The organism is Bacillus massilinigeriensis (assembly GCF_900117315.1).
Classification (GTDB): domain Bacteria; phylum Bacillota; class Bacilli; order Bacillales; family Cytobacillaceae; genus Bacillus_BE; species Bacillus_BE massilionigeriensis.
In genome coordinates this window covers 979,962-1,002,830 of the sequence record NZ_LT630337.1, presented here as the reverse complement: position 1 = coordinate 1,002,830, position 22,869 = coordinate 979,962, and the positions used below count along the sequence as shown (strand labels likewise).

Below are 22,869 nucleotides of genomic sequence, written 5' to 3'. Positions count from 1 at the left end.
AGAGCCCAACTTATTGAGCTCCTTAAGTACTTACTTATTTGAGGTTCATTTCCGATTGAAGATAATGGTATAGTAATTTACTTGTGTTTTCGATGGATGATTGATGTGTTCGTTCATAGGCATGGGATGAGTCAATTCCAGGACCAATTAATCCATGGACGATATCATGTCCAGCTCTAATTGCTGCTGATGCATCTGAACCGTAATGAGGGTATATATCAAGTTTATATTTAACCCCATTTTCTTCAGCGATCTGGGTTAATTTTTTTCTAAGCTCATAGTGATACGGCCCACTGGAGTCTTTAACGCAAATGGAGACGGTATACTCATCTGTTTGCTGACCATCACCAATTGCACCCATATCAACTGCTAAATACTCGATGGTCTCTGGAGTAATATTTGAGTTCCCTCCGTAACCTATTTCTTCATTATTGGAGATGAGAAAATGAGTGGTGTATGGGAGAATGATATTTTCACTCTTCATTAGCTTAATTAATTGTAGTAAAATGGCTACACTTGCCTTATCATCCAAATGACGTGACTTAATAAATCCGCTTTCTGTAATTTCTACACGGGGATCAAAGGAAATAAAATCTCCAACATTTATCCCCAGATTCCGAACATCATCAGCATTGTGAACGACTTCATCAATTCTAACCTCTATATTTTTCTGGTTTCTTTCTGCTTTGCCAGCATCCTTATATACATGTACAGATGTTTGATGCATGAGAATTGTACCTGTATATACTTTCCCAGTGATCGTTTGTATTTGACAATATTCTCCTTCAATCGAATGGTATGTAAAACCACCGATTTGGTCGATGGCTAATCTTCCAGAAGGCTTGATTTCTTTTACTATGGCACCTAAAGTATCTACATGGGCTGTCAGCATTCGATGATTTTCTGAATTAATACCAGGTAAGGTGGCGATTAATCCGCCCTTTCGGTTTCTTTTTGTTTCTACCCCAAGATTAGTAAGATAATTTTCAACAAACGTAATCACTTCAGCGGTTTTGCCTGAGGGACTAGGGATGGATACTAGCTCTTTTAAAAGTTGCATTGTTTCATTCACATCTGGATAGGTCATTAACGTTTTCCCCTCTCAACTAAAATCCATAAATATCTGAAAAACTCAAATATTATTATAGACCTTTTTACAAATAAAACCAATATTGGCGAGGGAAAAGAGATATATTATATTCCTTTCTTAAAAGCAAAACTTGTACGTTCGAAGTTCATTTTCTTTTCATAGAATCGATGAGCCTCTAATCTTTGTAGGCCTGAGGTTAAGGCTATGGCTTTAGCACCTTGTTCTGCTCCCCATTTCTCGATGAAACGAAGCAGCTTTGCTCCGTAGTTTTTTGAACGTTCTCTCTCGGTGGTTACTAAATCATATATAAAAACATGCCTTCCATGGTAAAGGTTTGTCATGATACAAACACCAGCAACTGCCACAATTCTACCTGAATGGTAAAGACCAAACATTTTATAGCCCTCTTTTATCATTGATTTTAATAATGAAAAATACTCGTCAACCTCAAGATGTGACCGTAATTCCTTCATAACTGAAAAACCTTCTAGTAATTCCTCTTTCGTGACCAATTGTTTAATTTCTTCCATTTGGAACCCTCCAATAATCATTCTTTACTTTTTCAAAAAATTCTTTCAAAATGATTGTAATGGAATACTGATATCATCAAAAGTGCCAATTTTTAAAATTTTGATGGGGTCAGGAAAGGGGAGCTATACAAATGGATATCACTCCAAATTTTTATGAAGATAAAAAGAAGCCATTATATATGCAGTTATATGAGTATATCAAGAATCAAATTAAAAAGGACAAGCTGGAGCCGGATGAGCAATTACCCTCCAAAAGAAAGCTTGCTCAGCATTTACAGGTTAGTATGAATACTGTGGAAAATGCTTATGAGCAATTATTGGCTGAGGGTTATGTATACAGTAGAGAACGAGTCGGTATATTTGTCGCCCATATAGAAAAACTGCCGGATAATCATGTGAAGCAAAGTATTAAATGGAAGGAAATAGAAAAGGAGAGACCTACCTCAAGAATAAAATATGATTTTAACCAAGGTTATGTGGATCTAGATCACTTTCCTTTTTCTATATGGAAAAAGTTAACGGGTGAATGTCTAAGTAATGACCAAAAGGAATTATTGCTTAGGGGTCATCCACAAGGAGAATGGGGTCTTCGTGAAGAAATTTCCAAATATTTATATCACTCTCGTGGAGTACGGTGTGAGCCACATCAAATAGTGATTGGTGCAGGGACGCAATTATTAGTGAGCATGATGTGTAGGATTATGGGGAAAGACTGGAGGATATCAATGGAGAATCCTGGATATCATCGATCTCGGGAAATGTTTCTTTCCTACGGTATTCATGTGTTTCCTATTTCGGTGGAGGACGATGGTATTGATCTGAAAGAGTTGAAAAAACATTCAAGCAATCTTGTTTATGTGACACCATCACACCAATTTCCGACAGGTAAGGTGATGTCGATTCAAAAGAGGTCTCAATTATTAGAGTGGGCCTTTAAAAATAATGCCTATATTGTGGAGGATGATTATGATGGTGAGTTTCGTTATCGTGGAAAACCAATTCCATCCTTGCAAGGATTGGACAGCCATGAGAGGGTGATCTATTTAGGGACGTTTTCAAAATCCCTCATTCCTTCAATTCGACTGAGCTATATGGTATTACCCAACCATTTAATCGAAAAATATAAAAATGAATTCTCCTTTGAAAAACAAACTGTATCAAGAATCCATCAAAAAACGGTAGAGCTCTTTATGAAAGAAGGTCATTGGGAAAGACATCTTAATAAGATGAGGACATTGTATCGGAAAAAGCAAAAGACTCTTGTTCGGTCCATAGAGGATTATTTCGGTAATGAGGTCACCATAATCGGAGAGCAGTCAGGCTTGCACCTATTATTACAGATTCATCTAAACATGAGTGAAGAAGAACTCATTATTAAAGCAGAAAAAAGAACGGTGAAGGTTTACCCCACCTCTGTTTATTATCTTGAAGCTGCTGTAAATACAGAACCACATATTTTATTAGGATTTGGAGGGCTCAGTGAAGAGGAAATTAAAGAGGGAGTTCGACTGTTATATGAGGCATGGAAATAGTTGAACAATAATACAAAAACCGCTCTTGAAATCTTAGCAGAAAGATGCTAGACTGAAGAGCGGTTTAATTTTCTATTTAATAAATCGATTATTATTAAAATAATCCTATAATAACATTAACACAAATCAATATTTTTGTCAATGGTTTAAAGTGAAAAAACGAGCTTGGAGTGATGGATTAATGGATCAAGAAAAAATCGAAATGCAACAGGAGAAGACACGTGTTGATTCTGTCATAAGCGAAGTCGATCGAAAAATAAATCAATTAGAGACACATGTTCAAAAAGTTGGTTCAGATGTTCAAGAAATTCGCAAAAGTTTTTGGCAAGATGTAACCGTCAATTTGGATGAACTAGATGATGTCATTGAAACATTCACTAGTATTAAACAACAAGCAGAACTTCTTTCAGAGCGTGAGCGGAATCAAGGGCATATTAAACAAACGATAAAAACTCTTCATCGCTTGAAGAATTCTCCCTATTTTGGACGGATTGATTTTCAAGAGGATCAGGAGAACGAGATGGAAAGGATTTATATCGGGATTACTTCTTTATTAGATAATACAGAAGAGAATTTTCTAATTTATGATTGGAGAGCGCCGATTTCAAGCATGTATTATGACTATTCTCCAGGTCCTTCAAAATATGAAATTATGGATGGGACAGTTACGGGGTTGATGACCCTGAAACGTCAATATATTATCCGAGATGGCCGAATTGAAGGTATGTTTGATACAGGTGTCACCATTGGGGACGAGATGCTTAGAGAAGTGTTGGGGAATAACGCAAATACTCAAATGAAAAGCATCGTATCGACCATCCAAAAGGAGCAAAATCAAATTATTCGAAATGAAAAAAGCAAGGTATTGCTCGTCCAAGGTGTTGCAGGGAGCGGCAAGACTTCAGCTGCCATGCAAAGAATCGCTTATTTACTTTATCGATATCGAAATACGATTAAATCAGAAAACATTATGCTATTTTCTCCAAATCCATTGTTCAACAGCTATGTTGCAACTGTTTTACCAGAGCTAGGTGAAGAAAATATGAGGCAAGGAACATTCCAAGAATATATTAACCATCGCCTTGCGAAAAAATATCGGGTGGAGGATCCTTTTATGCAAATGGAATATCTTCTGTCGACCCGTGACGCTGAAAGCTATGAAACAAGAGTTCATAGTATACAGTTTAAAGCAAGCCTCCAATTTAAGGGGATGATTGATGATTATGCAAAGGAATTATCAAAAGATGGTCTTTCTTTCAGGAATATTTCATTCCGCGGCAAAACACTTATCTCAAGTCAGCAGATCAAGGATTATTTTTACTCATTAAACCAATCATATTCCATACCCAATCGAATAGTTATGGTAAAGGATTGGTTGTTAATGGAGCTAAGGAAATTCGCTAAATTAGAGAATAAAGCGGATTGGGTTAAAGAGGAGATTCAGTTTTTATCGAAAGAGGATTTAGTGAATGCCTATAAAGCCCTGCAGAAAAATCAACAATTTACCGAAGAAACCTTTGATGACTTTGATCAAGAAGAGTTGTATCTTTCTAAAATGGTTGTGAATCGATATTTTAAAACAATCGTGAAAAAGGTTAAAAATCTTGAATTTATTCATATGAAAAAATTATATAGCGAACTCTTCCGAAAAGAAAACTGGCCTAATCAGCCAAACCAATGGAGTGATATTTGTCAGATTACATTAAAATCTTTAGCAAAATCAAGCCTAAACTATGAGGATACGACACCTTACATGTATTTACAGGATTTAATCGAAGGTAGGAGAACAAATTCGGGGATAAGACATGTATTTATTGATGAGGCTCAGGATTATTCAGCCTTTCAATTTGCTTATATCAAACAGATTTTTCCATACAGCAAATTAACGTTATTAGGTGACATGAACCAGGCGATTTATTCTCATACCTTGGGCAAGACTCTTATATTATCAGATGCAGGCTTTGAACAGGAGGAAATAGATGTTGTTACATTGACAAAAAGCTATCGTTCAACAAAACCTATCGTGGAATTTACGAAAAGGATTCTTGCTGGTGGAGAGGAAATTGAGGCATTTAATCGTGAAGGAAAAACGCCAACTGTAACAAAGGTTAGTAATAAAGATGATCAGAACAGAAAAATGTGGAGAAAGATCGCAGAACTTGAGGAGGAAGGGCATCAAACAATTGCAGTAATTTGTAAAACAGCAAAAGAGAGTAAGGAAGCATACGAGGCTTTTGCGAATAAAGAAAAGGCTTGGCTCATCGAAAAAGGGACGATTACCTTTGAAAAAGGGATTCTCTTTATACCTTCCTACTTAGCCAAAGGGATTGAATTCGATGCAGTCATCATTCATGATGCTTCTCTTCATCAATACTACAGGGAAAGTGAAAGAAAGCTTTTTTACACAGCCTGTACTAGAGCAATGCATGAGCTTCATCTAATTTCAGTAGGAGAATATAGCCCATTTTTTGCGAACCTTGAAGGGTATTTTGATGAGATGAGCTAATTTTAATAACCCATTCCCAATTTATTTTGACGCGGGAGTGGGCTTTTTTATTGATAGTTATGTGCTAGCATTAATAAAAAACAAATTAGAGATTACAATATGATTTCCTTCTTTTGACATTCATGGTTTTCATTAAAAGGTAAAAAATAAGACCATGAATTTGAGGAGGGAGTGGCTTTCATGCTTAACCAGAAGCAATTATCAACCTTCCGTTCCCAGTTGATAAATGAAAAGAAAGACCTCGAAAAGAACTTGGAAATCAATGATAATTTAAATTTACGATCCGGCCATGCGCACGAGTCGGTTGGTGAGCTTTCTAGCTATGATAATCACCCAGCAGATGAGGCAACAGAATTATATGAAAGAGAAAAGGATGTTGCCATTAATCAGCATTATAAGCTTGAGATACTTAATATCAACCAAGCGATTGAAGCCATTGAAAAAGGGACATATGGAAAATGCATGACGTGTGGTAAGGAAATCCCATTGGAGAGATTAGAGGCCTTACCAACAACCCTTTACTGTAAGGAGCATAGCCCAGACCAAGTTACTTCGCATGATCGTCCAATTGAAGAAGGAGTACTCATGCCTCCGTTTGGTAAATTTGATATGGACAACCAGGACGAAGATGTTGCCTTTGATGCGGAGGATTCATGGCAGGAGGTGGCCAGCTACGGTACAAGTGAATCACCTTCTGATTTTGCCGTTCCCCGGGATCATTACGACGATACTTATACAGAATCTGAGGAAAAAATAGGTTATGTGGAGGATTTCGAAAACTTTGTTGGAAATGACATGTACGGTCGAAACATTACGGTATATCCGAATAATCAGCACGAAAATTATGAGGAAGCTTTAGATGAGGAAGGAATTATGACAAGCTTTGGAGATCTCCCCGCCTTTGAGCATGATCCTTATGTTGAAGATGAAGAGGAAAAAAGCTGACTTACGAAAGAGTCAGCTTTTTCATGGTTATTAATCTTATTGGATTCCATTACCATAGGGCTTCAAAAAAACGGGAATTGATAAGATTGGTATCAATAGGACATTTATCGGCATCCCTCCCATACTGCCATCCCCAGACATTTCCTTTACAAGGAACCTTTCTTGGTCGAAAATTCGGTGTATTCCTAGGCTTTGTTACACCTTGATCTGGTTCCGCACTCCAAAGTATGACCTGATTGGCGGCTTTTGCATCCTTTGCAACCGCATCACAAAACGCTTTACTAAACATTCCAGTAACGGGGTCATGATAGAGGCCTGCTTTATACCCACTTGTATAAATAGTATTAACAAAACCACGTATCCAAGCCTCATCCACTTGGAAATACTTTTCGATATTTGCAAAAACAACCTTTCCGCTTGGTACGCCTAATCTTCTTGCATGATAAATTGCATTTTGTGCGACTACTTGACCGGAAGGGTAGCCTGTCGCCTCACTAAAAGCACTATATATAGGAAGAATTTTTGTTCCACTGGCATGCAAAAGTTCAATTTCATCTCTTTGTAATCCCTCAGTGACACCCTGAATTGGTGCAAGATATCTTCCCCAGTAACTTGGCTTTCCAAAATTCTTCAATACACAATCATAGAGTTCCTTTGTTACCTTTGCGGCTGAGTCCACTCCCCAGTAATAGGCCAATATTCTAACCTCCTATAATGTTAAATATTAACCTTAAATTATATGAACAAAGGAGGGAAAAATTCTTACTATTGGAAGATGGAGGTATGTAAGTGAAAATACTATTCTAGCAAACATAAAATTTCTATTTTATTAACATAGATTGTCTGGAAGAAAGCGCTACCATTACTTTTGCATTACCAAAATCAATAGTTCAAATGAACTAATAAATTGGCTTTTCGATTAAAAATAATTTTCTGAATATTATTGACTTTTATCACTTTAAAGTGTTACTATTACTGATATTATTAGAGTAAGTATTAAAGAAAAAATAGTATGAATGATAATTAAGTACTATTTGGCAATGACTGGCATTTCAAGTGAAGAAAATGCTAGACTACAAAAATATTATTTATGTATTAGGGGGATTCAAATGAAAAAACCTGTAAAGGCTCTAGCTGCGGTTATCGCAAGTGCTACACTTCTACTTGCTGGGTGCGGTGGAGAGAAAGCTTCAAAGGATACAAAAGGTGAAGAGAAAAAAGTGGTAACGGTCGGAATCACTCAATTCGCTGAGCATCCATCACTTGACGCTGCTACAGAAGGATTTAAAAAGGCATTGGAAGATCAAGGCTATAAAGAAGGAGACAACATTAAGTTTGATTTACAAAACGCTCAAGCAGATATGAACAACACACAAACAATTGCTAATAATTTTGTTGGGGATAAAGTGGATTTAATTTTTGCAAATGCAACACCAAGTGCAGTAGCTGCTTTAAATGCCACAAAGGAAATCCCAATCGTTTTCACATCTGTTACTGATCCAATTGGTGCAGGCCTTGTAGAAGCTTTTGATAAACCAGGGGCAAATGTTACTGGTACTACAGATAATCATCCAGAAGCAACTGAAAAAACAATTACTTTTATTACCGACCAAATCGGTGCTAAGAAAATTGGCGTAATTTACAATGCTGGTGAACAAAACTCTGAAGTACAAGTTGATGCTGTTAAGAAGATAGCAGAATCAAAGGGAGCAAAAATCGTTGAAGCTTCTGTTTCAACTTCTGCTGAAGTTAAACAAGCTGCCGAGTCATTAGTAGGTCGAGTAGATGCAATTTACATTCCAACTGATAACACAGTAGTATCAGCACTCGAATCAGTAATTTCCGTAGCAAACAGCAAAAAAATTCCTTTATTCGCAGGAGAATTTGATTCAATGAAAAAGGGTGCTATCGCAGCAAGTGGCTTTGAATATTATGACATCGGCTATCAATCAGGCATCATGGCGGCTGATATTTTAAAAGGTAATAAAAAGGCTTCTGAGATCAACGTCGAACTTCCAAAATCATTAAAGCTTGTCATTAATAAAAAGGCCGCGGAGGCTCAAGGCGTAACTGTTAAAGACGAATGGAAGGACTTAGGCGAGTTCTATGAAGGTGAATAAGGTCTCTTTTGTTAAAACAAAAATGACCAATGAATAACCATAACTGATTTGTATTTAGAAACCATTTTTGATTTAGAGAAATACCTCAAAGATAATGGATACCCCCACTTATATTTATGAAGTGGGGGTCTTATTCCCCGTGTTAAATGGGATGAAGAAGGAGACTGATTCTTTAGTGTTTACAGCGATATTTGGGGCATTTGAATCCGGAATCATCTATGCCATTATGGCTTTAGGAGTATATTTAACCTTTCGTATATTAGACTTTCCTGACCTTACAGTGGATGGAAGCTTTGTTACGGGGGCAGCGGTTGCTGCAACCATGATTGTGAATGGATACAATCCTTTTGTTTCAACCCTTGTAGCGTTAGTTGCTGGGTTTGTAGCAGGATGTTTTACAGGTATCCTTCATACGATAGGAAAGATTAATTCTTTGCTATCTGGTATTTTAATGATGATTGCCTTATATTCAATCAATTTACGAATAATGGGGAAATCAAATGTTCCCTTGTTAAATAATGAAACTGCAATGACGAAGATAAGAGATGCATGGGATAAAACAGGAATTGATGGGTTCTTCAATGGAATCCTAACCTCCATTGGGTTAGGAGATACCTTACCGCGCACGTGGGGAATCTTAATTTGTATGATCGTCCTTACGTTCGTTATAAAAATTCTTACCGATTTATTTTTACAAACAGAAATTGGTTTAGCTCTTCGGGCAACTGGTGATAACAAAGGAATGATTCGCAGCTTCTCAGCGAACACCAATGCGATGACTGTTCTTGGTTTAGGACTTTCCAATGCGCTAGTAGCATTTTCTGGTGCTCTTATTGCCCAACAAGGTGGATTTGCTGATGTTGGTATGGGAATTGGTATGATTGTTATTGGATTGGCCTCCGTTATTATTGGGGAAGCATTATTTGGTACAAAAACGATTGCTAGGACGACTCTTGCTGTAATTGGTGGTGCGATTATTTATCGTATAGTGGTTGCTTTAGCATTGCGGGTTGAGTTTTTAGAACCGGGTGATATGAAGCTAATAACAGCAACTATTGTTGTTCTTGCTTTAGTTTTACCAAAAATTATTGATGCCTCAAAGGATAAAAGAAGAAAAGCTGTTAGAAGGGCTGAAATCAATAGCATAGGTTGTAGACAATCAGACAGAGAGGGTGAAACCGGTGCTGCACTTAAATCAGATTCATAAAATTTTTAACGAAGGCACACCGGACGAAAAAATTGCCTTAGATAATATTAATTTGACTTTAAAAGAAGGCGATTTTGTTACGGTTATTGGTAGTAATGGTGCTGGTAAATCGACTTTAATGAACATGATATCCGGTGTACTCACTCCTGACATTGGGAGGGTCATTATAGATGATAAGGATGTGACCTCTATTTCAGAATACAAAAGAGCAAAGCTCATTGGTCGGGTGTTCCAAGACCCGATGGCCGGAACCGCACCTAGTATGACAATTGAAGAAAATTTAGCGATGGCCTATTCTCGGAATAAATCACGAACATTAAGAAGGGGAGTCACTAAGAAGCGAAAGGATTATTTCAAGGAAGTTCTTGGGACACTCCATCTTGGACTTGAAAATCGATTGAATGCTAAGGTTGGACTACTCTCAGGTGGAGAGAGACAAGCTTTGTCTTTGTTAATGGCAACCTTTACTGAACCATCCATACTATTATTAGATGAACATACAGCAGCTCTTGATCCGTCTCGTGCCGAACTGATAACCAATCTAACAAAAGAAATTGTGGAAAAATATCATTTAACCACACTAATGGTTACACATAATATGCAACAGGCATTAGACCTTGGAAATCGTCTAATTATGATGGATAAGGGTCAAATTATTTTAGAAGTTTCAGAAGAAGAAAAGAAAGATTTAACCATTGAAGCCTTATTAAATGAATTCCAACGGATTCGTGGAACTCAAATGGCGAGTGATCGCGCGTTACTTTCATAATCAGGTGAAGAAAAGGGACTTGAAGAGGAATCCTCTAATAATAGAGGACGTTCTTCAAATCCCTTTTTCAATGACTTAGATTAGATGTTATTAAATCCGCCACTAAAATATATCGTTTAGGAGCATTCCCAATAAAATAAAAGGGGTAACAGGTAGTGACAGTTAGAGTCGCTTTTGGCTTTGGAGTGATTACAGTTTGATCCTCGTCATCTACAATTCGAATCTTTTTTATTTTATATAGGAAACTACCTGCGTTCGTTTTAACAATTAATTCGTCAAATTTCTTTAATTCTTCAAGACCTTTAAAAAAGGTATCCCTATGACCTGAAAGGATGGAGTTATTTGCTTCACCAGGGAGTGCACTTCTTGAATAATGTCCCACTCCTTTTTTTAATATGTCACTTGACGTTCCTTCATATATCGGGTAGGTCTCATTAAGCCTTGGTATTGTTAGCTCTCCAATCTTTTCTCCTTTTTTCAATTTCTTTGAGTATACTTGATGAATTTTATCTAGACCCGTTATGTTCAATTGACTATTTAATTGAACAGTTTCATGTCTTGACCCCTTTTCAATGGCTTGAAAGCTTTGAAGGAAAGGAATGCTATTTATGAATATGAGAATGATCCCAATCCCCATGAAAAAAGATGGACTGTATTTTTGTAAAAGGTTCTTTAGCATTCAGGTTGTTTCATCCTATGCTTTCTAAATACCATCATACTAGCTCCACATAAGAAACAGATCATTCCAATGAACAGATATAATCCGTATGGTGAAGCAGTATCAGGAAGACTTCCATGTCTAAGCTTTGTTAATTCACCAGCAAGTTCACCGATATCAGCTATCTTTCCTCCAGCATTAATGATAAAGTCACTTGAAAGCATCTCAGCAGAAACTTGCATATCTAAAAGCATTTTGCCATTCATATCATAAAGCTGAACATATATTGCGTCATGGTTGAATTCCTCCATGGTCGCTAATGTATGAAAGGAAACAGGTATCTTCGTTGAGCCGTCAACTAAATAGAATTTAGGGTTTAGATTTACAATCTTCATGATGTCTTCCCAGACAGATATGACTTCATCTATTTGTTTTTTGGTTAACTCTGCTTCGGGGTCAAGCATGATTAATGATTCAAGTCTTGAACCGATTTTTTCCATTTCCTCTTCAAGCTTCAATTGGTCTAATTTCTCGAAATGACTAAAGAGCCTTTCTCCTTCTTCATCTGTAATTCCGATTGCCTTGATAAAATCCTCTAATTCATCAATGTCCTCCTGGTTATTTATGTAGAATTCAATAGATGCATCAAGTTCTTCTATGGACCAGTGATCATCAACAGTCATTCCAAATTCACCAAGCAATTGGTCTAGGTCTTTTCGTGTAAAACCATAATCCGCTAATAATCGATTGAGATTCTTCTCATTAATTGGAGTGCCAAGGGTTGTGCTTAAATCTTCCTTAGAATCAAAGTCTTCTAATGATAATTCATAATAATCGAGAAATTGATTAAATTTATCTCGTTCCCAACCTTTTTCCGCTAACACTTCATTGGCCTCTTGCTCTGAAACGGCTGCGAGTGCGCTCGTTGTGAATAAAGGGAAGAGTAGGAAAAGAGCTAGTACTGAAAAGATAAACTTTTTCATATGGGTCCCTCCGCATTTGTACTGTATTGGTATTGTTTGTAAATAGGGTAAAAAAATACTCCTATTTCCAAAAAAACAGAATAGATAATCATCTGCTTCCAATGTGTACAAATAGAGGCATGTAGTAAAGTTTCAGTAACCTTCTCGCTAAAAAAAGCAACTCAAAAAAATGGAATGTCTTGATTAACCTTTTGCTGTAATATAAGGAAGAAATGTCCCTTCACTCGTAAGATTAATCCTTCTGAACAGTTTTTCCAGGATAAAAAATAGTAGCTGTATCTAGGTCATTTTTCTTTGCAGTTAACCTCTCTATATTGATTTTTAACACACATGTTCTACTTCCAAGAGAAGAGCGGTATTTTTCGACATGTGTTTTAGATAAAGGCTGTTGATAATAACCAGGAACATATTTGTCTAGAAGGAGCTGCATGGCTTTTGTTGCTTCCTCTAAATTCTTTACTATTTCCACTTTCCCAAAAACCATCACACTTTTATAAGCAGTATCCGTTTTTGCAGGGATTGGATTCGACATCGTTCCTAAATCCTCACTAACCGTAAAGCATGCATGATTATTATTTTGTATGAGATCCATTTTTCTGCCTTTAGCTGCTCCATGAAAATAAATCGTACTGTTCGTCCAAATAAAATTTAACGGAACCACATAAGGTTGATTTTCGTCCGATAACCCAAGATAACCTGTTTTCGCCTTTGATAAAAAATCCTCAATTTCAGTTTGAACATTCCATTCTAAATCTTGTTGTCTCATATCTTTCCCTCCAATGTAAAAATCTAGTAAACTTAGTGTAGAATAAACCAGTGAAAAGGGAAAGAAAAAAATTATGATAGGTTGTAAGAGAGAGTCTGTTATAGTGTTTTTTGCTGCTGCTCATGAATAAAATGGTTGAAGATACAAAAGAAGATAGATTTTCCTAAGTTATTTCGAAATTTATGGGAGTTAGTAATGTGATGGATGGGGGAAGGATTATGTCCAATAAATTAGATGTGTTTTTAAAGAAAAATCTAGAGGATTTAAAAGGTAGAGGACTGTACAATGTCATTGATTCTCTCGAAGGCCCAAATGGACCTATAATTACAATACAAGGAAAACAACTAATCAATCTATCTTCCAATAATTATTTAGGTTTAGCAACTGATGAAAGATTAAAGAAAGCGGCAACGAAGGCGATTATACAATATGGGGTTGGTTCAGGTGCCGTTCGAACTATTAATGGCACATTAAAGCTTCATGTTCAATTAGAGGAAAAATTAGCTTTATTTAAGCATACGGAAGCGGCGATCGCCTATCAATCTGGTTTTAACTGCAATATGGCGGCAATTTCTGCTGTGATGGATCAAAATGATGCCATTCTTTCAGATGAATTAAACCATGCATCAATTATTGATGGATGTCGATTATCAAAGTCAAAGATTATCCGTTATAAACATTCTGATATGGATGATTTAGGAAGGAAGGCAAAGGAAGTAACAGAGTCCGGTCAATATAATAAGGTAATGGTCATTACTGATGGGGTATTTTCAATGGATGGAGATATTGCAAAACTACCGGAAATCGTTCAAATAGCTGAACAATTTGATTTAGTCACCTATGTAGATGATGCTCATGGTTCAGGTGTCCTCGGAAAGGGAGCTGGAACGGTTAAGCACTTTGGTTTATCTGAAAAAATAGACTTCCAAATTGGCACTCTTTCTAAAGCAATAGGAGTGGTTGGTGGCTATGTCGCTGGGAAGAAGGAACTGATTGATTGGTTGAAGGTAAGAAGCCGACCATTTCTTTTCTCCACCGCCTTGACACCTGCAGACGTTGCAGCAAGCATTTGTTCCCTTGATATTCTAATGGATAGCACCGAGTTAAATGAACGGTTATGGGAAAACGCCGATTACTTGAAAAAAGGTTTGTCGGCTCTAGGATTTGATGTCGGAAAAAGTCAAACCCCTATTACTCCTTGCATCATAGGCGATGAAGTAAAGACTCAAGAATTCAGCAAGCGCTTATACGAAGAGGGAGTATACGCAAAAGCGATTGTATTCCCTACAGTTCCAAGTGGAACGGGAAGAGTTCGTAATATGCCTACTGCTGCACATACAACGGCTATGCTAGATCAAGCCATAGCCATTTATGAAAAAGTTGGGAAAGAAATAGGGGTCATTTAATACATTATTATAATATCTATAAAGTATAACGATATTTAGGGGAGAGGATAAATATTGTCCAATTCCCAGGTTGTACTTGGGGGATTATGATGAAGCGTATACTAATCACTGGTGCTCTGGGGCAAATTGGATCAGAGTTAACCTTAAAGCTACGTGAAATCTATGGCATAGATCATGTGGTGGCAACCGACATTCGAAGGGATTCAATAGAGATTGCACAATCAGGTTATTTTGAGATTTTAGATGTCATGGATGGGACCCGAATGATTGAACTCGCGAAGAAATATCAAATCGATTCAATTATCCACTTAGCATCATTATTATCAGCAACTGCAGAAAAAAATCCATTGTTTGCTTGGAATTTAAATATGGGTGGCTTGTTGAATGCCTTGGAAACGGCACGTGAGGTTGGTGCACTATTTTTCACACCAAGTTCCATTGGCGCATTTGGCCATAGTACACCAAAAAATAATACACCTCAAGTGACCGTTCAGCGTCCAACCACGATGTATGGAATCAATAAAGTAGCGGGAGAGCTACTTTGTGATTATTATTACCATCGATATGGGGTGGATACGAGAGGATTACGATTCCCTGGACTCATTTCATATCGGACTCCTCCAGGTGGTGGAACAACGGATTATGCCGTTGAAATCTACTTTGAAGCTGTTAGAAATGGGGAATACACTTCATATATTGATAAAAATACCTTCATGGATATGATGTATATGCCTGATGCTATACAGGCAATTATTGACTTAATGGAGTCAGATTCAACAAGGTTATTGCATCGCAATTCCTACAATGTCACCGCAATGAGTATTGAACCTGAAGTTATTGCCACAGAAATTAGAAAGTATATCCCAGGGTTTCTTATAAAATATGAGGTGGATCCTGTTCGTCAGAAGATAGCAGAAAGTTGGCCGAATTCTATCGATGCCTCGGCAGCTAGGGAAGAGTGGGGGTTTAAACCAAAGTTTGATTTAGAAAGAATGACAGACGATATGCTAAAAAATATCAAGAATAGTTAATCAACCTTTTATATGTTCAAATCATTCTATTAAGCAAAAAAACGAGGCTATCTTCTAGCCTCGTTTTACATCGATTAAGTAATCCTTTTGTTCCACTACTCGTCCAATTATGGAGCTTTCCAATAATCCTATCTGTTTAGTATCTGCTAAGTATTTTTCAGCCTCATTTTCAGGTAAAGCAACCAACAGTCCACCTGAAGTAATAGCATCACAAAGGACAAGCTGCTCTTCTAAAGAGATATCCTCATATAAGACATCCTTTTCAAGCCATTTATGATTTGATTTGGTTCCACCAGGTACAATCCCTTGTTTCGCTAATTCCCATGTACCTTCTAAAACAGGAACCTGATTCAAATAAATTTCTAAACTAACATGACTTCCACGTGCCATTTCACTTCCATGACCTAATAAGCCAAAGCCTGTTACATCGGTAACCGCATGTGGGGAATAGGAGAACAGTGCCTCAGCAGCAGACTTATTTAACAAAGCCATCACTTCTGTTACTTTTTGTTCCTGTTCCTCAGTAACAGCGCAACGTTTGATTCCTGTCGTCATAATCCCTACACCAATTGGTTTAGTTAAAACTAATACATCCCCTGGTTTAGCACCAACATTTTTCCACACCTTATCAGGGTGAACGATACCCGTACAAGATAGGCCAAACTTCGGTTCCTGGTCATCAACGGAATGTCCACCGACGGTAACAGCTCCCGCTTCTTTTACCTTGTCAGCTGCACCGCGCAATATTTCTGAAAGCATTTCTGCTCCTAATTTTTTTACAGGATAGCCGACAATATTCATGACGGTCTTTGGAATTCCACCCATTGCATATACATCACTTAAGGCATTTGCAGCAGCAATTTGCCCAAACATATATGGATCATCAACAATTGGTGTGAAATAGTCTATCGTTTGGATAAGAGCAATAGTATCTGTTAGCTGAAATACACCTGCATCATCGGAAGTCTCATGGCCGACAAGTAGTTCTGGTACAGGATCTTGCTTTGGTAATAGACGCAAAACTTGCATCAAGTCCTCAGGACCAATTTTGCAGCCTCAGCCAGCTTTTGTAGACAAAGAAGTTAGGCGAATTTTTTCTTGTTCACTCATCTTATCCACCTCCTGTTACCAGTATAACTTGAATCGTTAGGAATTTCACATAGACAGTATTATTTGTTATTTTTTATATTTTACATTAATATAACGGTTCCTGTTTGTTGGAACTATTTTGTATTTAGGAATAAAGACTTCTAATATACCATTTGAAAAAGTTGCACTCACACTTTGCCCTGTAACCTTATTAGGAAACACAACACTTCGAGAAGTATTTTTTCCTTCATGGTCAACGGAAATGGAAATTTGGCATCCATTAAGAAAAACAGTGATAGATGAAATTGTAAATTCAGACAATAATGCCTCTAAAATATAGTCTTCCTCTGTTTCATATATATCAATTCGAAATGTATGTTGGTCGAGATAGCTCGTTAAAGGATCGAGGAAATAAGTTTCTAACCATTTCTCAATTTTCATGCTATCAAAAGATTCATCCCAATTAGACATAAATATGCCTCCATTTTTTATATCCTAAAATACTCTTATCATTTGTATTCATTTCTTTTTAAAATGTGATAAGTGTATAATTATCACGAGCATATTTGGGAGGCCTTATAATGGAAAAGATTCTAAGGAAGATACCACCTATTCATGAGTTGCAAAAAAATGAAGTATTTCAAGAGCTAATGAATGACAACGGAATCGAACTTGAACAAATGACTGAAATGATGAAAAAAATTATCGAACAAATTAGAGAGTCTATTCATAACCGACATTGGAATGGACCTATGCCTGGTACAGGGGAATTTAATGAATACATATATAATCAATTAGAAGATTCCATTAAAAAAAAGTTCAGTTTTACTTTAAAAAGAGTAATTAACGCAACTGGTACGATTTTACATACGAATTTTGGACGAGCACGGTTAAGTGAGAAGGCCATAGAACATGTGATAGAAGTGGCAAAGAACTATTCGAATTTAGAATATGAGCTGGAAAAAGGGGAAAGAGGGTCACGTCATAGTCATGTGGAGTCTCTAATTAAACATATGACAGGGGCGGAAGCCGCAATGGTTGTGAATAATAATGCTGCAGCTGTGTACTTAGTTCTCCGTGCATTAGCTAAGAATAGGGAGGTCCTTGTTTCCCGTGGACAGCTGGTCGAAATAGGAGGCTCCTTTCGCATATCATCCATCATGGAGGAAAGCGGTGCACAATTAATCGAGGTTGGAACAACAAATAAGACCCACCTTCATGACTATGTAGAAAAGATTAGTGAAGAGACAGCGATGCTCTTAAAAGTACACACGAGTAATTTTAAAGTGATTGGTTTTACGAAGCAAGTTAGTACAAGAGAGTTAGCAGAGCTAGCAAATAAGCATCAACACATTATTTTTTATGAGGATTTAGGTAGTGGAGTAATATATGATTTTCAAAGGCTAGGTATCGGTGAAGAACCGGTAGTGAGCGATGTATTAAAAATGGGAGTAGACATCGTATCCTTCAGCGGGGATAAGCTTTTGGGTGGACCTCAGGCTGGCATAATTGCAGGAAAGAAAGCGTTGATTGACCAACTTAAAAAACATCAGCTTGCTCGTGTAGTCAGGGTTGATAAAATGACTCTTGCGGCATTAGAGGGGACCTTGATTGATTATTTGAAAGGAGAGGAAGGACGGAAAAATATCCCTATCATTCGGGATATATTAATCACAAAGGAAGAGCTTAAAACTAGGGCGGAGGCGTTCACCGCAAAGCTTCAGAGCTTAAACAATCTTTTTATTACTAATTTAGCTGATGGAACAAGTCAAGTGGGTGGTGGTACGATGCCAGATGTTGCCATTCCTTCTACCATTATTTCGCTTAATCATAAACGATATTCAGCAGAAGAATTGGCACGTAAGCTTAGACAAGAATCTCACCCTTCTATCATCGTTCGTGTTCAAAAGGAGAGTGTATACCTTGATTTACGAACGGTAACGGAAGAGGATGAAGAGTTCATCCTTTCTGCCCTTGTACATATGGTTTGAAAAAATTTGAAGAAATTTGTAAATAATAAAATATCTTGAGGCTGTCCCACTAATTGCTTGATACTACTTTGTGGAACAGCCCCTTTTCATGCAGTAAATGGTAATTTAGGAAATACTAATATTTACATATCATGGTGCGATTTACTCTTCTGTCTTGTATGGTTGCGATTCTTTACCTTATGTGAGCCGCTTAATGGTTCTGGTTGACCAGGGTTATGTCCTTTTGGCGCATTTTTTCGCATATCCTTGCTGTCATTTTTATTCATGTTCACCCCTCCTAGTTATAGGATGAGAGAATTTATTGTTTTTATTCGGAATATTATTCTTCTGCTCTGGACAATTTAACCTCACATAGAAAGCTATATGGTATGGATCCCTGGAGATAATTTCAAGTGAAATAATCAAAATAAGGTAAAAACAGAACATTAATAATCCATATAGCATGAAAAATTCAAGGAGTGGAAAAAATGCCATATCATAAAAATAAACAACAAGCATTTCAAGCTGCACAGCAGGGGGTAAACGATGCACAGGAACTCTACCATGAAATAGTTAGAGATAGTGCAAGCTATGGTCACCAATTGAAGCATCTACAAAAGGAAGTAAATGAAGCATTTGAACAAATAGAAAATGCGCTAGAGGTTGCTTCTGAGCATCAAAGAGCACAGCTTGAGCAATTCCAAAACGACTTACGTTCAATTGTTGATGATGTAAACCAAACAAATGATTAAAATAATGAAGCGGCTGACATCCTAAATTGGACTCAGCCGCTATTTTTTTACTGGTTCTTCTTCCGTTTTTTATTATTTAGCCTTTGCGCAGCAGTTAACGGTTCATTGGCTAATTCTTCATTATAACCCGTGCCTTTTCCTTGTGCACTTGCTGCATTCATTGCAGGTATTATATGATTTGCCTTCCTTTTTCCCAAAGTATTTCACCTCCATCCCTAAATTTTTTCCAAACCTTTTAAAAACATGCAGATCGATTCGACATGCTAATTTTTAATGGTGAAATACTTTATACATTCGCTTATTTATTATTTTCTAAAATAGTAATCTTATAGAAGAACTGTAATAATATGTATTTTAATTAATTAAAAAATGTCCATTTGTCGAGGGAAATTTTTATACTATAAGAAATCAGCCCTATTTTTTAAAATGTTGATAAGAAATACTTATAAAATATAATAACTTTCTTGTTATTTACTTATAGAAGTCGTTGTATTAAGATAGGAATTGAGAGAAAAGTTTGGATGGGGGAAAAATTCTAACTTTTCGACAAATTTCTTAATTAATTAGGTGATTACGTATTAGGGGGTAGATAAATATGACGAATACGGATGTCTTGAATGCGCGTAAATCATTTGAACTAAACGGGAAACGCTATAATTATTACAATTTAGCCGCTCTTGAAGAAGCAGGAATTGGTAAGATTTCTAGATTGCCATACTCTATTAAAGTGTTACTAGAGTCTGTGCTTCGCCAATTAGATGGTCGTGTTATAACAAGAGAACATGTTGAAAATCTTGCAAAATGGGGAACAAGCGAAGTGAAGGATGTAGATGTACCATTCAAACCTTCTCGCGTTATTCTTCAAGACTTCACAGGGGTTCCAGCAGTTGTTGACCTTGCGTCACTTCGTAAAGCAATGGCTGACTTGGGTGGAGATCCAGATAAAATTAACCCAGAAAAACCAGTTGACTTGGTAATTGACCACTCTGTTCAAGTGGATAGATATGGTACACAAGATGCCTTAGAAGCAAATATGGACTTAGAATTTGAAAGAAATGCTGAACGTTATCAATTCCTAAGCTGGGCACAAAAAGCATTTAATAATTATCGTGCTGTTCCACCTGCAACAGGTATTGTTCACCAAGTAAACTTAGAGTATTTAGCAAGTGTGGTTCACGCTGTTGAAAATGAAGACGGTGAATATGAAGCCTTCCCAGATTCTTTAGTAGGTACTGACTCTCATACAACCATGATTAATGGGATTGGTGTTCTTGGTTGGGGCGTAGGTGGTATTGAAGCAGAAGCTGGAATGCTTGGCCAACCTTCTTACTTCCCAGTTCCAGAAGTTGTTGGGGTTAAATTAACCGGTCAACTCCCAGACGGAGCTACAGCAACTGACCTTGCGTTAAAAGTAACTCAAGTTCTTCGTAAGCATGGTGTTGTTAATAAATTTGTTGAGTTCTTCGGACCAGGTGTTACAACCCTTCCGTTAGCTGACCGTGCTACAGTGGCCAATATGGCTCCTGAATACGGTGCAACTTGTGGATTCTTCCCAGTTGATTCTGAATCATTAGAATATATGCGTTTAACTGGTCGTCCAGAAGAACATGTTCAAGTGGTGGAACAATATTGCAAGGAAAACGGATTATTCTTTGATCCGTCTGTAGAACCAACTTATACTTCAGTAGTTGAAATTAACCTTTCAGTAATTGAAGCAAATCTTTCTGGTCCTAAGCGTCCACAAGATTTAATACCTCTTTCTCAAATGAAAAAGGAATTTAACCAAGCAATCACTGCACCTCAAGGAAACCAAGGTTTTGGATTTGACGCTTCAGAAATTGAAAAAGAAGCAACTGTTCAATTCAAAAATGGTGATACAGCTACAATGAAAACAGGTGCGATTGCCATTGCATCTATTACTAGTTGTACAAATACTTCTAACCCATATGTACTAGTTGCTGCTGGTTTAGTTGCGAAAAAAGCAGTTGAACTTGGACTTCAAGTTCCTAAATATGTAAAAACTTCTTTAGCACCAGGATCTAAGGTTGTTACTGGATACCTTCGTGATTCAGGATTACTTCCTTATCTTGAACAAATTGGATTCAACGTAGTTGGATACGGTTGTACAACATGTATCGGTAACTCTGGTCCATTAAAAGAGGAAATCGAAAAAGCAGTAGCAGAAAGCGATCTTCTCGTAACTTCTGTTCTTTCTGGTAACCGTAACTTTGAAGGACGTATTCATCCATTAGTAAAAGCAAACTACTTGGCTTCACCACCGTTAGTAGTCACTTATGCTCTTGCTGGAACAGTGAATATTGATCTTCAAAATGATTCACTTGGTAAGGATAAAGATGGTAACGACGTATTCTTCAAGGATATTTGGCCATCAACAGCCGAAGTAAACGAAGTAGTTAAACGCACGGTTACTCCTGAATTATTCCGTAAAGAATATGAAAATGTATTCAGTGACAATGCACGTTGGAACCAAATTCAAACAAGCAATGATGCTTTATATACTTTTGATGACAAATCAACTTATATTCAAAACCCACCATTCTTTGAAGGCTTAAATCCAGATCCTGACGAAGTAAAACCATTAACTGGTTTACGCGTTGTAGGTAAGTTTGGTGATTCTGTAACAACCGACCATATTTCTCCAGCAGGTTCAATCGGTAAGGATACTCCAGCTGGAAAATATTTACGTGATAACGGTGTAGAAATTCGTGACTTCAACTCCTACGGTTCTCGTCGTGGTAACCATGAGGTGATGATGCGCGGAACATTTGCGAATATTCGTATCCGTAACCAAGTTGCTCCTGGTACTGAAGGAGGTTTCACAACTTACTGGCCAACAGGCGAAGTAACATCTATCTATGATGCTTGCATGAAGTACAAAGAAGATGGAACCGGTCTTGTCGTATTGGCTGGTAAGGATTATGGAATGGGCTCTTCACGTGACTGGGCAGCAAAAGGAACAAACTTACTTGGAATTAAAACAGTTATCGCTGAAAGCTTCGAGCGTATTCACCGTTCAAACCTTGTACTTATGGGCGTTCTTCCTCTACAATTCAAAGAAGGCGAAAATGCTGATGTACTAGGCCTAACTGGTAAAGAAACCATCGATGTTCAAGTGGATGAGAATGTAAAACCGCGCGACCTTCTAAAAGTTACTGCAACTGATGAAGCAGGAAACAAGAAAGAATTTGAAGTAGTAGTTCGTTTTGATTCAGAAGTGGAAATTGACTATTACCGCCATGGTGGCATCCTTCAAATGGTTTTACGTGAAAAATTACAAAAATAATTCATTAAACAAAAAGTGAGAGGCTGATTTATTTCAGCTTCTCTTTTTCTGTGAATGATTATCTTCCCAGTTCAACCCTTTTGATCAATTCCATTTTCTTATTATTAAATGACTCATTTATATCATATGGAACCTAGTTCACCATTCAAAAGCTGAGTCTTTTCTTTTAACAATAACTTGGGGTAGAATAAGATTAGTGATATATATCATT

21 protein-coding genes are annotated in these 22,869 nt (G+C 37.2%); 11 read left to right on the top strand and 10 right to left on the bottom strand.

Features of this window, described 5'->3' with window-relative positions; translation table 11 throughout:
• Window positions 1–34: 34 nt before the first annotated feature.
• Window positions 35–1,087 (bottom strand): M42 family metallopeptidase, encoded by a 1,053-nt coding sequence (locus tag BQ6100_RS05155; protein WP_075980653.1) that lies wholly within the window; start codon window positions 1,085–1,087, stop codon window positions 35–37.
• Window positions 1,088–1,194: 107 nt separating this feature from the next.
• Window positions 1,195–1,620, bottom strand: a complete 426-nt coding sequence (locus BQ6100_RS05150) for a GNAT family N-acetyltransferase (RefSeq protein ID WP_075980652.1) — start codon at window positions 1,618–1,620, stop codon at window positions 1,195–1,197.
• Window positions 1,621–1,751: 131 nt separating this feature from the next.
• On the opposite strand from BQ6100_RS05150, the gene pdxR reads away from it, so the two are divergent.
• The 3 genes from pdxR (at window position 1,752) to BQ6100_RS05135 (ending at window position 6,603) form a co-directional block, all read left to right on the top strand.
• On the top strand, window positions 1,752–3,152 hold the full coding sequence (pdxR, locus tag BQ6100_RS05145; protein WP_075980651.1) for a MocR-like pyridoxine biosynthesis transcription factor PdxR: 1,401 nt from the start codon (window positions 1,752–1,754) through the stop codon (window positions 3,150–3,152).
• A 181-nt stretch (window positions 3,153–3,333) separates the two neighbouring features.
• The gene (gene helD, locus BQ6100_RS05140) at window positions 3,334–5,658 is read left to right on the top strand and encodes an RNA polymerase recycling motor HelD (RefSeq protein WP_075980650.1); all 2,325 of its coding nucleotides are present in this window, start codon (window positions 3,334–3,336) and stop codon (window positions 5,656–5,658) included.
• A gap of 180 nt (window positions 5,659–5,838) precedes the next feature.
• The gene (locus BQ6100_RS05135; RefSeq protein WP_075980649.1) at window positions 5,839–6,603 is read left to right on the top strand and encodes a TraR/DksA C4-type zinc finger protein; all 765 of its coding nucleotides are present in this window, start codon (window positions 5,839–5,841) and stop codon (window positions 6,601–6,603) included.
• 49 nt (window positions 6,604–6,652) lie between these two features.
• Here BQ6100_RS05135 and BQ6100_RS05130 read toward each other — a convergent pair whose 3' ends face one another.
• On the bottom strand, window positions 6,653–7,300 hold the full coding sequence (locus BQ6100_RS05130) for a glycoside hydrolase domain-containing protein (RefSeq protein ID WP_075980648.1): 648 nt from the start codon (window positions 7,298–7,300) through the stop codon (window positions 6,653–6,655).
• Window positions 7,301–7,712: 412 nt separating this feature from the next.
• Here BQ6100_RS05130 and BQ6100_RS05125 point away from each other — a divergent pair, with 412 nt between their 5' ends.
• The 3 genes from BQ6100_RS05125 (at window position 7,713) to BQ6100_RS05115 (ending at window position 10,699) form a co-directional block, all read left to right on the top strand.
• The gene (locus BQ6100_RS05125; protein WP_075980647.1) at window positions 7,713–8,723 is read left to right on the top strand and encodes an ABC transporter substrate-binding protein; all 1,011 of its coding nucleotides are present in this window, start codon (window positions 7,713–7,715) and stop codon (window positions 8,721–8,723) included.
• 175 nt (window positions 8,724–8,898) lie between these two features.
• Window positions 8,899–9,930 carry an ABC transporter permease gene (locus BQ6100_RS05120; protein ID WP_075983442.1) on the top strand — a complete coding sequence of 344 codons (1,032 nt, stop codon included), beginning with the start codon at window positions 8,899–8,901 and terminating at the stop codon, window positions 9,928–9,930.
• Window positions 9,905–10,699, top strand: a complete 795-nt coding sequence (locus BQ6100_RS05115; RefSeq protein ID WP_075980646.1) for an ABC transporter ATP-binding protein — start codon at window positions 9,905–9,907, stop codon at window positions 10,697–10,699. Before BQ6100_RS05120 ends, BQ6100_RS05115 begins: the two co-directional genes overlap by 26 nt.
• A gap of 67 nt (window positions 10,700–10,766) precedes the next feature.
• Here the strand turns inward: BQ6100_RS05115 and BQ6100_RS05110 are convergent, their stop codons facing one another.
• The 3 genes from BQ6100_RS05110 to BQ6100_RS05100 all read right to left on the bottom strand — a co-directional run bounded on the left by BQ6100_RS05110 (window position 10,767) and on the right by BQ6100_RS05100 (window position 13,106).
• Window positions 10,767–11,378, bottom strand: a complete 612-nt coding sequence (locus BQ6100_RS05110; RefSeq protein ID WP_075980645.1) for a class D sortase — start codon at window positions 11,376–11,378, stop codon at window positions 10,767–10,769.
• A complete protein-coding gene (locus BQ6100_RS05105; RefSeq protein ID WP_075980644.1) occupies window positions 11,372–12,340 on the bottom strand; it encodes a processed acidic surface protein in 969 nt (322 codons plus the stop codon). Before BQ6100_RS05105 ends, BQ6100_RS05110 begins: the two co-directional genes overlap by 7 nt.
• A gap of 232 nt (window positions 12,341–12,572) precedes the next feature.
• The gene (locus BQ6100_RS05100) at window positions 12,573–13,106 is read right to left on the bottom strand and encodes a pyridoxamine 5'-phosphate oxidase family protein (RefSeq protein WP_075980643.1); all 534 of its coding nucleotides are present in this window, start codon (window positions 13,104–13,106) and stop codon (window positions 12,573–12,575) included.
• Between the two features lie 218 nt (window positions 13,107–13,324).
• Between BQ6100_RS05100 and BQ6100_RS05095 the strand changes: the two genes are divergently transcribed.
• Complete coding sequence (locus tag BQ6100_RS05095; protein ID WP_173719811.1) at window positions 13,325–14,512, top strand: glycine C-acetyltransferase; 1,188 nt, start codon at window positions 13,325–13,327, stop codon at window positions 14,510–14,512.
• Between the two features lie 89 nt (window positions 14,513–14,601).
• Window positions 14,602–15,543, top strand: coding sequence for an L-threonine 3-dehydrogenase (locus tag BQ6100_RS05090; RefSeq protein WP_075980642.1), 942 nt, complete (start codon window positions 14,602–14,604; stop codon window positions 15,541–15,543).
• Between the two features lie 54 nt (window positions 15,544–15,597).
• Here BQ6100_RS05090 and selD read toward each other — a convergent pair whose 3' ends face one another.
• Complete coding sequence (selD, locus tag BQ6100_RS05085) at window positions 15,598–16,653, bottom strand: selenide, water dikinase SelD (RefSeq protein WP_084780235.1); 1,056 nt, start codon at window positions 16,651–16,653, stop codon at window positions 15,598–15,600.
• Window positions 16,654–16,719: 66 nt separating this feature from the next.
• Entirely contained in the window at window positions 16,720–17,103 is a 384-nt protein-coding gene (locus BQ6100_RS05080; protein ID WP_075980640.1) for an Hsp20/alpha crystallin family protein, read from the bottom strand.
• 110 nt (window positions 17,104–17,213) lie between these two features.
• Here BQ6100_RS05080 and selA point away from each other — a divergent pair, with 110 nt between their 5' ends.
• Window positions 17,214–18,623, top strand: a complete 1,410-nt coding sequence (selA, locus tag BQ6100_RS05075) for an L-seryl-tRNA(Sec) selenium transferase (RefSeq protein WP_075980639.1) — start codon at window positions 17,214–17,216, stop codon at window positions 18,621–18,623.
• A 122-nt stretch (window positions 18,624–18,745) separates the two neighbouring features.
• On the opposite strand, the gene BQ6100_RS05070 is transcribed toward selA, so the two are convergent.
• The gene (locus BQ6100_RS05070; protein WP_075980638.1) at window positions 18,746–18,889 is read right to left on the bottom strand and encodes a small acid-soluble spore protein P; all 144 of its coding nucleotides are present in this window, start codon (window positions 18,887–18,889) and stop codon (window positions 18,746–18,748) included.
• Window positions 18,890–19,090: 201 nt separating this feature from the next.
• Here BQ6100_RS05070 and BQ6100_RS05065 point away from each other — a divergent pair, with 201 nt between their 5' ends.
• The gene (locus BQ6100_RS05065; RefSeq protein WP_075980637.1) at window positions 19,091–19,354 is read left to right on the top strand and encodes a hypothetical protein; all 264 of its coding nucleotides are present in this window, start codon (window positions 19,091–19,093) and stop codon (window positions 19,352–19,354) included.
• A 47-nt stretch (window positions 19,355–19,401) separates the two neighbouring features.
• On the opposite strand, the gene sspO is transcribed toward BQ6100_RS05065, so the two are convergent.
• Complete coding sequence (gene sspO / locus BQ6100_RS05060; RefSeq protein WP_075980636.1) at window positions 19,402–19,551, bottom strand: small acid-soluble spore protein O; 150 nt, start codon at window positions 19,549–19,551, stop codon at window positions 19,402–19,404.
• Window positions 19,552–19,949: 398 nt separating this feature from the next.
• Between sspO and acnA the strand changes: the two genes are divergently transcribed.
• Window positions 19,950–22,658, top strand: a complete 2,709-nt coding sequence (gene acnA / locus BQ6100_RS05055; RefSeq protein ID WP_075980635.1) for an aconitate hydratase AcnA — start codon at window positions 19,950–19,952, stop codon at window positions 22,656–22,658.
• Window positions 22,659–22,869: the final 211 nt, after the last annotated feature.